The sequence below is a fragment of the Pararcticibacter amylolyticus genome (genome assembly GCF_003130405.1).
In the GTDB taxonomy this organism is placed as follows: Bacteria; Bacteroidota; Bacteroidia; order Sphingobacteriales; family Sphingobacteriaceae; genus Arcticibacter; species Arcticibacter amylolyticus.
This window is the reverse complement of the sequence record NZ_QEAS01000019.1, coordinates 8,077-22,739: the sequence shown is the minus strand read 5'-3', so window position 1 is coordinate 22,739 and position 14,663 is coordinate 8,077. Positions and strand designations below refer to the sequence as shown.

The following is a 14,663-nucleotide window of genomic DNA, read 5'->3' as shown; positions in this document are numbered from 1 at the left end:
GACCAAATATCTGAAAAAGTCGAAAACTTCGCTAATTAAAAATCCACAAAAGCAACTAATAGACAATTATTTCACTACAAATAAATTAACTTTCGATTACATAATTACATTCTACTATAAATAAACAAAATTACCGCCAAAGAGACCACAGGGCCTCTCCGGATAACCAGGGGCAACGCTTTTTTTCACTCTTAGTACGGAAATTCCGAAAAAGAAATCTCCGTACTGACTATCAGCAAGATATAGAAACCGGGTATTTATCTCCAGTGTTCCGGTAAAGGACCGGCATTTCCAAAAAGAGGATCATTTACTGGAATGGGAACACCGCTTATTTCTGCCACGATGGTATCCTGGTCACCCTCTTTCCCATAATTCATATCGTAATCCCTTCCGTCAGGATAAGCTCCCGCGCAAAGGAAATCAGAACTTGAATTGATGTTTTTATGCGCCACTCCTGCAGGAATCACCACCGCATCCCCCCGGCCGAGCTCCACACATATTCCTTCAGGCCCCCCAAGCTGCAAATCTACAGTTCCACAGAAAACACCTAACACTTCATGTGTATTGCGGTGATAATGATGAACGTCCTGAATTCCGCCTTCCCACCCATTACGCCATCCATTCCTGTCAAATATCTCAAGTATCTTTCCCGGCTCATCTTCGGGATGCAGAAAGAGAGATCCTTTATAAACCAGTACCGGAAGATTTGGGTTGTTCGGGAACTCCCCGCTCTCCGGAAGTATCTCCGCTATTACATGGCCGTGTATGACTTCTTGTTTATCATTCATAATTCAAATCTTCAAATCTCTACTAGTAACAACAAAAACGGCTTTAAGATTTCAATTATTAAAACTCCTGCCAATACAAGCGGCAAACAAATCTGTAAAAGAAACAGTTTAGATAACGGAGAGTAATTAACCCATTCATTGATTTTAATTAAAAACGTATAGAGGATGAGAATAGCGTGTATTTCAACGTACCCCCCAAGAGAATGCGGAATTGCAACATTCAATAACAACTTAATTTGCGCAATAAACTCTAATTTCGGCGGACAGAATTCAGATCATGAGAGATTTGTTGTTGCGTTGAATGAATCCGAGGACCTCGATCAATACTCCTATCCTCCTGAAGTTAAATTCATTATCCGGCAGAACCTTCAGGACGACTATCTCGAGGCAGCCAACTACATCAATCAAAGCGGAGCAGAAGCCTGTATTATTGAACACGAATTTGGCATTTTTGGCGGAGAAAGCGGCATATACATCTTGTCTCTCCTTCACGAATTAAAGGTTCCGGCTCTTACAGTACTCCATACCGTATTAAAAGAGCCTAGTTATGTACAGAAGCTCATAACGCGCGAAATTGCAGAACATTCGTCTGCCATTGTAGTAATGAGCAAACGGGCAGTCTCATTTCTCTCCGATATCTATGAAATACCGGAAGAAAAAATTCGTCTTATCGAACACGGCGTTCCGGATATAGATGCTTCCGAAAACAACCCGGTAAAAGAACATCCATTGTTTCACAATAAAAGAACCCTGTTTACATTCGGACTCATAAGCCGCAACAAAGGACTTGAAACCGTTATAAAAGCACTTCCTAGGATCACAGCAAAACATCCGGATGTTAACTACATCATTTTAGGCAATACTCACCCGGGAGTATTAAAAAGCAATGGCGAGGAATACCGCGACTCACTAAAACAATTAGCAACGGAACTCGGCGTAGAGAAACATGTACATTTCATCAACCAGTTCGTTACAGAAAAGGAGCTATTTAATTTTCTCTCCGCATGCGACATCTATGTCACGCCTTATCTGAATGAAGCCCAAATCACCAGCGGAACTCTTTCATACGCTATCGGAGCAGGAGCAGCCGTCATATCGACCCCTTACTGGCATGCCCAGGAGCTTTTAGATCATAATAGAGGCCGCCTGTTCAACTTTAAAGATTTTAATGCACTTGCCGATATAACCATAGAGCTGCTGGATGATAATACTAAATTATCAAGATTAAAAGCCAATGCCTATGATTACGGATTGAAACTGCGCTGGACAGGAATAGGTAAACAATATATTGATATCCTCAGTCAGGTAATCGATGAGCCCATCCCTGACAAAGGATGGACAAGCTTAAAGACTTTAACAAAAGCGGCTATTCCGCCCTTTGATCTCAGTCATATCCGTCGCCTGACAAATTCGACGGGCCTGATCCAGCATGCTAAATACGGGATCCCTAATCTCCACGAAGGATATTGCCTGGACGATAACGCAAGGGCACTTATTTTAATGCTTATGTCCTGGCAGCAGCTGAAGAGTGATGAAGCGCTCGATCTGTTCCCTACCTATCTCAGCTATATACATTACATGCAGAAGGAGGACGGCTATTTCCGCAATTTCCTTAGTTTCAATCATAACTACCTGGATGAAAAAGGCTCCGAAGATTCGTTCGGGAGGACTATCTGGGCTCTCGGGTACCTGATAAATGCTGCTCCTAACAATTCATACCGCGAGTTCGGTCAGGAATTATTCGAATCCTCAATGCCGCATTTCCGCGATTTACGTTACATCAGGGGTATTGCCAACACCCTCATCGGCGTGGCGCTCTATCTTAAAACCCACCCTTCTGATGAACGTGTGATGAGCGAATTATTAAGATTAACCAACCATCTGACAACTGCGTATACAAAAAACAAAAGAAATAACTGGAGCTGGTTCGAGGATGAACTCACCTACGACAACGCTATCCTGCCGCTTGCTTTATTATATTCAGCGGAAATAACAGGAGACGAGAACACGAAGAAAATGGCGATCGAGTCCATTTCATTTCTTGAAGGTGTCACGTTCAACGACAACTGCTTTCGTCCTGTGGGCAACGATGGATGGATACACAGAGGATCTGAAAAACCGGATTTTGATCAGCAGGCCATAGAAACCATGGCCATGGTATTAATGTATTATCAAGCGTATCACCTGACTCAGAATCCCAATATGCTCCACAAAATGAATGCAACCTTTATGTGGTTTCATGGCAACAACCTCCTGAGGGTGCCAATTTATGATCCCGAAACAAAAGGATGCTGTGACGGGCTTCAGCCTGGCAAACTCAACAGGAACCAGGGAGCCGAAAGCACACTGGCTTACCTCATCTCCCACCTTACGATACTAAAGGCAATTGACGAAAGTCAGGCTGCGGCTGTTCATAAAGAAACCACCCGCAGTAAACCTGTTGTTCATGCAAATTAAACCAAAGTATCCTGCCCGGGCACAAATCCGGGCAGGGTACAATAATAATTCTGCTATGCCACACACAAATTACTTGAATGAAAATAGCCGTACTATCACCTGTAGCCTGGAGAACACCGCCACGTCATTATGGCCCCTGGGAGCAAATTGCCTCTAGTTTAACAGAGGGGCTTGCCGCGGCAGGATTGGACGTTACACTGTTTGCCACAGCCGACTCTTTAACAAGGGCCAAACTCGATGCAGTTGTCAGAACCGGTTATGAGGAAGACAGATCACAGGACGCAAAGGTCCTTGAGTGCCTGCACATCAGCAACCTGATGGAAAAAGCAGAAGATTTTGACATCATACATAATCATTTTGATTTTCTTCCGCTTACATGGTCCAGACTGATAAAAACTCCTGTAGTCACTACCATCCACGGGTTTTCCTCTTCCAGGATCATCCCTGTTTATAAAAAGTATAACGATACCAGTCATTATGTATCAATCAGCAATTCCGACAGGAGTCCCGATCTCAATTATCTGGCTACCGTATATAACGGAATTAATGTAGAAGATTTTGACTTTAGCGATACGCATGAAAATTACCTCCTGTATTTCGGAAGAATACATCATGATAAGGGAACCGCAGAAGCTATCGAAATTGCAGTTCGCAGTGGCAAGCGGCTGATAATCGCAGGCATTATCCAGGACCAGGACTATTTTAACACCAAAATAAAACCAAGGCTAAACGATCAGATCTCCTTTATAGGGCCTGCAGGGCCTGAAAAAAGAAATCTTCTGATGGGAAAAGCCGAAGCACTGCTCCACCCTATAAACTTTGAAGAACCTTTCGGAATGAGTGTCGCCGAAGCTCTTCTCTGCGGAACCCCTGTAATCGCCTTTAAAAAAGGCTCCATGCCCGAATTGATCAGGCACGGAGAAACAGGATTCCTCGTAAATTCAATAGATGATGCAATAGCCGCAATCGGTGATCTAAATACGATTGTGAGAGCCGAATGCCGGCAGTGGGCTGCAACAAATTTCTCCAAAGAAAAAATGGTGAAAGATTACATCGAAGTTTACAAAAAGATTTTAAACCTGCAGCATTAATATTCAGAGAGTAATTAGTTAATTCTAATTACCCGTACCGTCACTTTTAAGCTTATCAATTAAAGCATTCACATCAACCATGGCAAAGGAAGACGAGTAGTCAGAAAGTCCGTATGGAATGATCAGTTTACCATTATTGATGATCGAACCACAAGAGTATACTACGTTAGGCACATATCCTTCCCTCTCGTCAGGATTTGGAACCAGCAGCGGCTCTCTCAACCTCCCAATCTCAACACTGGGATCGTCCAGCTTAAGCAAACTTGCCCCCAGGCAATACCGGCGCATCGGGCCTACTCCATGGCCGATCACAATCCATCCCTCTTCTGTTTCGATCGGAGATCCGCAGTTACCAATTTGAGTGAACTCCCAGCTATACTTAGGTGATTGCAGCAGGATCGGGTTCTCCCACACGGTGATATTTTTAGAATTCATAATGTAGTTATTATGCCCGTCAATGCGCGACATCATAACATAGTTACCATTCACCTTTCTCGGAAATAATGCCAGGTTCTTGTTCTGCGCGCCATTGCCAAACAACGGACGAATCTTAAAATCATAAAAATCACTCGTCTCCAGGAGCTTCGGCATTATCAGCGATCCATCAAAAGCAGTATATGTAGCATAATACATTATTTTGCCGTCATCCCCTGTAAACTTAACAAACCGTGCATCCTCTATCCCCTTTCTCTCGAACTCTGAGAACGGGAATATCACACGGTCCGTAATATCTGTATCCAGTGAAAACACCATCTCATAATAGGAATCAGAAAGCCAGAGAAGTTTTTCATAATGAAGTTTCTTATAATCATCATCTTCAACCTGCTGAGATTCCAATACCAGCTTCCTCAAAGTGCCGTATTCGAAATGCTCGTCAAGCCGTCCTTCCATATCCGAAAGCACATCCACATCTATCAGGGAAGCGGCTGCCTTTTCAAAAAACAGCTTCTTGTTATACCGGGCGTTTCTGATCACCTCCGCCTCATCAATATAATTCCCCACCGGGATCACACGTATATTATTATGCTTATCGATCAAAGCCTTCCTGAAAACGATCGATGAAATATGACCTTCACCAACCGCTCTGAAACTCATGATCAATCTTTTTTCGCCCTCCTCCAGGTCAGTCTGGTCAGGATCTTCAACAATTGAAGGATTAAAGAAGGCAGCAGATTCTATTGAATATTCATGGGTAAAATACGAACCAAGCAGAAGCCTTCTGTAAGGCTTCACCTCATCAAAATCTATCCCCAGGTCGTCAAACAAGTATTTCAGCTTACTGCAATGTTTATGAAGAACGCGTGTTATGTTTCTGTGCCGCTTAGAATATTCCTGGAGAATCGGTGAAATTAATCCAAAAACATCCTCTTCATTAATAGCCATAACCCGCTGTATTACATCCTTAGCTCTTTCCTCTCCATTGAAGAAAAAACGTGCAATCACACGTTTAGAATCCGGGTAAACTTTAACAGGTAATCGTTCAATAGGAATCCTCATATGCCAGTTTATTTTTAAAATGCTAATTTAATACCTATCACGGCATAACAACATTTGAAAACAACGAATTTAAAATATCGTTTGAACCTGGTATCACGTTTTATCTCAATCATTTGATAACCAACTCAAGGATTGACAATTAAAATACATCCAGTCGTTTCAAATCCGTAGGTTTGTAAAAGTATATAAAGCTCCATGAACGTACTGATTGTTGAAGATCAAAAAGACCTCGCCCTGGAAATCGATGAATTTCTCACCAAAGAAGGCTTTCTGACGGAACATGCCCGCCGCAAAGCCTCTGCCGAAGAAAAAATATTCGTTAACAGCTACGACTTTATACTCCTCGACCTCGGACTTCCCGACGGAGACGGCATCGACATTCTGAAATCTTTAAAAGATATCCCCGGACGCGAAGACGCCGTCATTATCCTGACTGCCAGGGATGCCGTTGAAGACCGCGTCAAAGGATTGGAAAATGGCGCAGATGACTATCTGCCCAAGCCATTTGCCCTCTCCGAACTCCTAGCCCGAATGCATGCAATAACAAGGAGAAAGCACAATATAAAAACCAATAAAATTGACCTGCACGGGTTTATTCTCGATATCGAAAACAGAACGGTCTCCTTTCAGAACCAGAGGCTCAATCTCACCAATAAAGAATTTGAGATCCTGTACTATCTCACACTGAATAAAAACAGGGTGATTCCAAGAACCAGCCTTACCGAACACGTTTGGGGCGACATTCTTGAAATTAACTCAGACTCCAACTTCCTGAATGTACACCTGAAAAACCTGAGGAAAAAGCTCTCCGTGTACAGCAATGCTGACTGGCTTGAAACGGTCAGAAGTATCGGGTTCCGGATCAATCTCTGAATATGAAACTTCAGCTCAAACTCATCCTGTATAATCTGATCATCAAAATTTCCATAATCATTTTCCTGGTATCAGTGATCCTGATCTTTCTCGACAAAATCTCGCTGAACCATCTGAAACAACGGATAGCAGACAAAAAGGAAAAGCTTATTAAAAACCTTTCAGAAGATGAAATTGCTGATCTCCTGGAAGCTGAAAAGACCTTTACTGATTATAATATCCTGAAAGAAGAGTACATTATCCTCACCAGGGCCAACCCTGCCGTTACCCATAAGACCCATCCTGAAAAATTTAATATCAGTAACCGCGAAATTGAAGGGCACCAGGGAGAATATCTCATCCTCACCAGCTACCTTCGTTTCGGGCAGAACAACTACCGGCTTGAAATTGGCGAAACGGTGTCGGCTGTCAGGCAATTGAAAAAAACAATTCTTTACCTGACTTTGCTCGCCCTGGTCATTTCAGCAGTCATCACCTTAATTACTGACTATGCCTTTACAAGCATGGTTTTAGCACCATTTTATAATATAATAGATCAGAAACTAAACAAAACAAACGAGCCGTTCGAGTACGATTACAATCCAATAAAAACAACAACGAGTGATTTCAGGCAACTGGATGACAGCATTAACGCCCTGATGCATAAGATCACCCAGCAATTCCTCACCCAGAAGCAGTTCACATCAAACGTATCGCATGAACTTCTCACCCCGGTATCTGTCATCAAAACACGACTGGAAAACCTGCTGGCGGATGAGAAGATCTCCGAAACTTCGGAAGCAAAAATTATGGCTTCGCTCAGATCCCTCGACCGTTTAAAATCTATTGTGAACAGCCTCTTGCTGATATCCAAAATAGAGAATGATCAATACGAAAAAAAAGACCTTATCAGCATCAGGAGTACCTTGTCTGAAGTAATTGAAGACCTCGAAGACAGGATGGAGCTAAAAGGGATCTGCCTTACAAATAGTCTGAAACATAACTCTTCCATCTACGGTAATAAAGCGCTTATCCACATACTCTTTACAAATATCATAAACAACGCCACCAAGTACAACCGCCCCGGAGGAGAGATCAGACTGGAAGACAAGTTAGAAAAAGACTGCTATAACATTTATATAAGCGATCAGGGAAAAGGTATGAGTCAAGACCTCGTCGAAAAAGCGTTTAACCGGTTCGAAAAACTAAACTCCTCAGATAATGACAGCAACGGACTAGGACTCGCGATAGTAAAAAGCATCGCAGTCTTTCATGGTCTTGATATTGTTATTGAATCTGAACCAGGCTCAGGGACGACGGTGATCATCTCATTTCCTCAATCAGCTGTTCATCCGGCTCCTTTTAATTAAATAAGCCTGAAGCACCTGGAGAAAACCAGCAGAGATATCCGCGTCAATAAGATCGATGTGGTACTGAGCGCACCTGAGAGTTAATTCTTTCCGGAATTCATCAACGGAAGATATATATTCCTCTCTTGCCTGCGAAGGATTCAGTTTTATCTGCTGTCCCGTCTCAATATCCACAAAATGATAGGGTTGATTCCCGAATTCAAACCTGATCTCGCTTTCATGGTCAAGAACATTAAAAACGATCACTTCATGCTTGTTGTGCTTCAGATGCTGTAAAGCCGCAAAAAAAGCCGACTTAGCCTCTTCTGAAATAACAGATTCAAACATATCGGTGAAAATGATCACCATAGACCGCTTATGAAGGAGCTCAGCGATCTCGTGTAGTGCAGCAGGAAGCGACGTTCTGACCCCTCTTGCTTCCCTGTTCAAGATCTTTCCAAGTTCTGCAAACAGGTATTTCTGATGTACGCCGGTAGATTTAGCCGCCGAGGAAAATTCAAGCCGGTCCGAGAAAAAGCTCAATCCGAAAGCATCCCTTTGTCTTTTAAAAAGATACATTAACGACGCAATAGAACAAACGGAAAAAACAAGCTTATTAAATGGCTTATCGGGATAGTACATCGACGACGACACATCCAGTACCAACTGACAGCGAAGATTGGTTTCTTCCTCAAAACGCTTTACAAACAACTTATCAGACCGTCCATAAAGCTTCCAGTCAATGTTTTTCACCGATTCTCCGCTATTATAAAGTCTGTGCTCGGCAAACTCTACAGAGAACCCATGAAAAGGACTCTTATGAAGTCCCGTAATAAACCCCTCCACAACCTGGCGTGCAAGCAGTTCAAGATTTATCTCTTCACCACTAAGGTCAAATTGCCCGTTAAGCAGATCATTTTTCATTCAGGCGTTCGCTTCAAATTCAATATACAAAAAAGACCGGCATAAGCCAGTCTTTTTTGTATTCCTTATTCAAATCTTACTATGCAATTTGCTTGGCAAGCTTATCGTTCAAAACAGACTTCGGAACAGCACCAATCTGCTTGTCTACAATCTCTCCGTTCTTAAAGAACAACAATGCAGGGATATTCCTGATTCCAAACTTCATTGAAATTCCGGGATTGTGATCCACGTTCACCTTTCCTACCACCGCTTGTCCTTCATAATCTTTTGATAATTCTTCAACAACCGGGCCTACCATCCGGCAAGGTCCGCACCATTCAGCCCAAAAGTCAACCAACACAGGTTTGTCTGATTTCAGCACAACTTCTTCAAAGTTTGCATCTGTTATTTCTATAGCCATGTTTAAATTATTTACAAGTTAAATATCAAATTTAAATATACAATTATCTTACCACAAATATTGACAGACAATCTGACAGCCAAATGATGCTGACCAGTTCTCAGTTCAGCTTATAAGTAACATGATGCAGCTGATGTAACTTCTCCAGAAACTCATTACTCGGGAAAATCCGAAGATTCTTCGAGGGCATTTCTACAGAAATAGTTTCTTCCATATCATAAACAGCAAATTTAAGCAGACAGTTCCTGTTGGGATTCTGCTCTTCATTCGCCTTAACAATCGTATCCATCTCAGAAATAAACGTATCAGATAGCTCATGAAGAGGCAACTGGATGGTGAGACATCTGGCCATCTTGTCTCTCAGTTCCGATAACAATGTGATCTGGGTGACCTTAAACTCCCAGTTATCCTTTTGTCTGAACCGTTCCGTGATCTGTCCCCTTATTTGCAGGAAATACCCATCGGTAAAGAACAACTTTTGCTTGACGTAATCCTCTCCAAACATAACAATTTCATAAGAGTCCGAATAATCTTCTATCACCATGGAGCCAAAAGGCTTGCCCGTTTTCGTTGTCCGGTGCTGTGCATTTGCCACTAGTCCTCCTATTACAATCTCCCGGTTCCTGATCTTGCCGAACTCCTCGGCATCAGACTCGTTCATTTCCCCACCCTTCGCTTTGTTGATGAGCGACAAATGTTTTACCTGGTGCGAACAAAAGTTATCCAGTTCAAACTTATAATTATCAAGAGGATGGCCGGTCAGATAAATCCCGATCAGATCCTTTTCATACTTCAGCCGCTCTATCAATCCCCATTCAGGACATTCTGGCATCTGCGGCTCCGGGATATCCTCGTCTGAGGTGCCTCCAAAAAGCGAAGCCTGCGAGCTGTTCTGACTGTTATGATAGTCGTTATTATATTTTATGAGACGCTCTATCCCATTATAAGTGCTATTTTCAGGTTTAAAGAAAAACTGTGCCCGGCTAAACCCAAAGCAGTCAAAAGCACCGCTGTAAACCAGATTTTCATACACTTTCTTGTTCACCGTCCTCGAATTTACCCTTCTCGCGAAGTCGTTGATACTCTCGTATATCCCATTCGCCTGCCGCTCCTCGATGATACTTTCCACAGCCTTTTCCCCAACACCTTTAACTCCCGACATCCCGAATCTGACTTCCCCCTTTTTATTCACTCCGAAGCTGAGCCCGGATTCATTAATATCGGGGCCAAGTACCGGGATGCCCATCTTACGGCTTTCCTCCATAAAGAAAGAGATCTTCTCGATGTTATTCTGGTTGTTAAGCACCGCCGCCATGTATTCAGCCGGGTAGTGGGCCTTCAGATAGGCGGTCTGATAAGCCACAAAGGCGTAGCAGGTAGAATGCGATTTGTTGAATGCATAAGATGCAAAAGCTTCCCAGTCTGTCCAGATCTTTTCCAGGGTCTTTTCATCGTGTCCTTTCTGCTTGGCATTCTCTATAAACTGAGGTTTCAGCTTGTCCAGGGTCTTCCTGTCCTTTTTCCCCATCGCCTTACGGAGTACGTCGGCATCCCCCTTGGTAAAATTCGCAAGTTTCTGGGAAAGAAGCATCACCTGCTCCTGGTACACAGTAATTCCGTAGGTATCAGAAAGATACTCTTCCATATCCGAAAGATCATATGCTACGGTTTCCCTGCCATGCTTACGGGCGATGAAATTAGGAATATATTCTATCGGGCCCGGCCGGTAAAGAGCGTTCATCGCAATGAGGTCTTCAAACTTGTCCGGCTTAAGCTCCCGGAGATACATCTGCATCCCATCACTTTCAAACTGGAATGTACCATTGGTATCCCCTCTCTGATAAAGCTCAAATGTATGTTCATCGGTAAGGGAGATATCGTCAATCGATATTTCGATCCCGTGATTTTGCTTGATCAGCCTTAAAGCATCTTTTATGATCGTAAGGGTCTTCAGACCAAGGAAGTCCATCTTGATTACCCCTGCGTCCTCGATCACCCTCCCGTCAAACTGCGTAACCAGCAGATCAGAGTCTTTTGCGGTAGCTACCGGGATAATATTAGTAAGATCCTCGGGCGCAATGATAAGACCCGCGGCGTGAACCCCCGTATTTCTGATCGATCCCTCCAGCTTCTCTGCCTCTTTAAGCACTTTTGCCTTGATGTCATCCCCTTTCAGAATGTCCTTGAGCTCCTCCACCTGGTTAAAGGCATCCTTGAGAGTGATGCCCAATGTATCGGGCACAAGCTTTTTAAGGGCGCTCACCTCCGGCAGCGGCACGTCAAGCACCCGCGCAACATCCTGTATACTGGTCCGGGCCGCCATGGAACCATAAGTAACGATCTGGGCGACCTGGTTCTTGCCATATTTATCTACCACATAATCAATCACCTTTTGCCTTCCTTCATCATCGAAGTCCGTATCAATATCGGGCATTGACTTACGGTCGGGGTTAAGGAAACGCTCAAACAGCAGATTATACTTAACAGGGTCAATATTTGTGATCTCAATACAATATGCCACAGCAGAACCCGCTGCCGAACCACGCCCCGGGCCTATGAAAACACCAAGATCACGCCCGGCCTTAATGAAGTCGGATACGATCAGGAAGTAACCCGCAAACCCCATGATCTTGATCGTATTCAACTCAAAGTCTATTCGCTCCTGGATATCCGGAGTGATCTCCTCGTAGCGCTTTCTCGCACCCGTCATGGTAAGATGCCGAAGGTACTCCCACTGATTCAGCGTATCATCAGCATGAATTTTAAATTCATTGGGAATCGGGAAATTCGGCAGCATAATATCCCGCTTCAGCTTCAGATGCTCAACTTTATCTACAATTTCGTTGGTATTGTCAAGAGACTCCGGCACATCATGAAATAACTGCGCCATTTCAGCCTGCGTCTTAAAGTAGAACTGGTCGTTGGGAAAACCAAACCGGTATCCCTTTCCGCCCTCTTCATCCGTTGCGATAGGCGTACTTTGCATATCTCCCGTATTTACGCACAACAAAATATCGTGCGCATTGGCGTCCTGCTGATCCACATAATGTGAATCATTGGAACAGATCACCTTCACATTATGCTTTTTAGCAAATTTAAGCAGGGTCTCATTAATAATAAGCTGATCGGGTATATTGTGGCGCTGCAGCTCGATATAGTAATCTTCTCCGAACAAGTCCAGCCACCATTTCAGTTCCTTTTCAGCTTCTTCTTCACCTTTCTTCAGGATCGCCTGCGGTACGGACGCACCAATACAGCAGCTGGTAGCGATCAGGCCTTCATGATGTTTAAGAATCAGTTCCTTGTCGATACGCGGCCACTTGCTGTAAAGTCCCTCCATATATCCCATGGAACATAACTTTACGAGATTCTTATAGCCAGTCGGATTCTTCGCAAGAAATAGCTGGTGATACCTTACATCCCTGTTCTCTTTGGTGAATTGCTTTTTATGCCTGTCCTCAACCACATAAAATTCGCAGCCCACAATGGGCTTCACGTTATGTTTTCCTGCCTCCGCAACAAACTTGAACACCCCAAACATATTACCGTGATCGGTAATCGCAAGGGCCTTCATCCCATCTGCCGCCGCTTTCTTGTATAATTTGGAAATATCAGCAGCTCCGTCGAGCAATGAAAACTGTGTATGTACGTGTAAATGAGAAAATTCCGGCATCGCTTATCTTTCTGAATGACAAGCACGAAGTTATTAAAAAATAAGCCAATGATCCAGTACTGTTGAAATCTTGACCTCTTTCAGATGCTAAATGTCCGTGATGTTTTCAGCAACGATCTTTGCAGATAATAAGGCCAGTGGAATACCTCCTCCGGGATGCACACTTCCCCCTGTAAAATAAAGCCCCCTGATCCGGTTGCTGAAGTTAGGATGACGAAAAAAGGCAGAGAACCGGTTATTTGAACTGCTTCCATATAAAGATCCCTGATATGAAAATGTCTTCGATTCGATGCTCCTGGGGTCCAGGATGCTTTCAGTACATATAAGAGAAGCAATATCCGCCCCCAGGTTCCGGCTCAGCTTAGCGAGTATATTTTCCCTGGCCCCTGCTATCAGTCCATCCCAGTCCTGCCCCTTATCAGAGGGCACATTGATCATCACAAACCAGTTCTCGCACCCCTCAGGAGCATCGGCAGCACGGCACTTCGAACTTATGTTAACATATACAGTAGGATCCCTATATATCCTATTTTTTTGCCAGATACAGTTGAATTCCTCCCGGTAATCTTCACTGAAAAAAATATTATGGAGATCCAGCTCTTCAAAACGCCGTTTTATTCCCCAATAAAATATCAGTGCAGAGCTGCTTCTTTCCTGCTCCAGCACTCTTTGAGGCGCCTTCTCACCTTTCAGAAGCTTATTATACACATACCATACATCAGCATTTGACACTACTACAGAAGCCTCCAGCACCTCGCCTTTTATCCGTACTCCTTTTACATATTTGTCCTTCACCACAATTTCCTCCACCGGCGTATTAAAATGAAACCGGACACCTATATCTTTCGCCAGTCTTACCAGTGAATCTGTGATACTATACATCCCGCCGTCAGGAAACCAGGCACCATAATGCTGTTCAAGATGCGGGATAACATTGAGCGTTGCCGGAGCGCGATAAGGATCAGAACCGTTGTATGTAGCATACCTGTCGAAAAAGCGGATTGTCCTTGAATCGCTGAAATAGCTTTCCACAGCGGCATTCATCGTTCTGAACGGATCTATCTTCGAAAACTTCAGCAAAGAACTTAAAGTCGCCGCCCTGAAATAGGTACTAAACTTATGAAGAGACCTCTCTAAAAACACATGATGCGTGATCGAATAGATCTCGCTGCTTTTCTTCATGAACCGGATAACATTCTCAGCAGAATCTGTTGTCTTCTCAGCTATTTCCTTTGCAAATTTTTCCGGATCTGCCCAGGCAACTAAACGGGTCCGATCTTCATAAAAATAACGGCAGACAACATCCAGCTTCGAATAACTGAAGTAATCAGAGGGATTTTTTCCTGCAAGTAAAAACAGTTCATCAACAAGGTGAGGCATGGTAAACAAACTTGGCCCGGCATCAAAACGGAATCCGTCTGTATAAAATTCAGACAGCTTCCCTCCGGGATATGAGTTCACTTCAAAGACTTCGACCTCATAACCCTTCACCGCCAAACGGATAGCAGCAGCAATTCCCCCGATGCCAGCTCCGGCCACAACAGCCTTCCGGCCCGTATTTTCACCAGGATCCCGTTTTCCGGACATAATAAAAGCTATTGTCTCCCCTTACAACCAAAACCCTCACCCCCA

The 14,663-nt window shown here is 43.6% G+C and carries 10 protein-coding genes; 4 read left to right on the top strand and 6 right to left on the bottom strand.

All coding sequences use genetic code 11. The features are described 5' to 3' along the window. Nucleotides 1-257 precede the first annotated feature (257 nt). Complete coding sequence (locus DDR33_RS19625) at nt 258-788, bottom strand: cupin domain-containing protein (protein ID WP_109417509.1); 531 nt, start codon at nt 786-788, stop codon at nt 258-260. A 165-nt stretch (nt 789-953) separates the two neighbouring features. On the opposite strand from DDR33_RS19625, the gene DDR33_RS19620 reads away from it, so the two are divergent. Beyond that, nucleotides 954-3,245 (top strand): glycosyltransferase family 4 protein, encoded by a 2,292-nt coding sequence (locus DDR33_RS19620; RefSeq protein ID WP_109417508.1) that lies wholly within the window; start codon nt 954-956, stop codon nt 3,243-3,245. Nucleotides 3,246-3,322: 77 nt separating this feature from the next. Further along, on the top strand, nt 3,323-4,336 hold the full coding sequence (locus tag DDR33_RS19615) for a glycosyltransferase family 4 protein (RefSeq protein WP_109417507.1): 1,014 nt from the start codon (nt 3,323-3,325) through the stop codon (nt 4,334-4,336). A gap of 24 nt (nt 4,337-4,360) precedes the next feature. Here the strand turns inward: DDR33_RS19615 and DDR33_RS19610 are convergent, their stop codons facing one another. Then, entirely contained in the window at nt 4,361-5,833 is a 1,473-nt protein-coding gene (locus DDR33_RS19610) for a glycoside hydrolase family 130 protein (RefSeq protein ID WP_109417506.1), read from the bottom strand. A gap of 195 nt (nt 5,834-6,028) precedes the next feature. On the opposite strand from DDR33_RS19610, the gene DDR33_RS19605 reads away from it, so the two are divergent. Further along, nucleotides 6,029-6,706 (top strand): response regulator transcription factor, encoded by a 678-nt coding sequence (locus tag DDR33_RS19605; protein WP_109417505.1) that lies wholly within the window; start codon nt 6,029-6,031, stop codon nt 6,704-6,706. 2 nt (nt 6,707-6,708) lie between these two features. Continuing rightward, nucleotides 6,709-8,055, top strand: a complete 1,347-nt coding sequence (locus tag DDR33_RS19600; RefSeq protein WP_109417504.1) for a sensor histidine kinase — start codon at nt 6,709-6,711, stop codon at nt 8,053-8,055. On the opposite strand, the gene DDR33_RS19595 is transcribed toward DDR33_RS19600, so the two are convergent. The 4 genes from DDR33_RS19595 to crtD all read right to left on the bottom strand — a co-directional run bounded on the left by DDR33_RS19595 (nt 8,026) and on the right by crtD (nt 14,618). Then, entirely contained in the window at nt 8,026-8,958 is a 933-nt protein-coding gene (locus DDR33_RS19595) for a DUF58 domain-containing protein (RefSeq protein WP_109417503.1), read from the bottom strand. The two genes, DDR33_RS19600 and DDR33_RS19595, sit on opposite strands and share 30 nt — an antisense overlap. Nucleotides 8,959-9,037: 79 nt before the next feature. After that, nucleotides 9,038-9,358, bottom strand: coding sequence for a thioredoxin (trxA, locus tag DDR33_RS19590; RefSeq protein WP_109417502.1), 321 nt, complete (start codon nt 9,356-9,358; stop codon nt 9,038-9,040). A gap of 100 nt (nt 9,359-9,458) precedes the next feature. Further along, complete coding sequence (dnaE, locus tag DDR33_RS19585; RefSeq protein WP_109417501.1) at nt 9,459-13,031, bottom strand: DNA polymerase III subunit alpha; 3,573 nt, start codon at nt 13,029-13,031, stop codon at nt 9,459-9,461. An 87-nt stretch (nt 13,032-13,118) separates the two neighbouring features. Further along, a complete protein-coding gene (crtD, locus tag DDR33_RS19580) occupies nt 13,119-14,618 on the bottom strand; it encodes a 1-hydroxycarotenoid 3,4-desaturase CrtD (protein ID WP_109417500.1) in 1,500 nt (499 codons plus the stop codon). Nucleotides 14,619-14,663 lie beyond the last annotated feature (45 nt).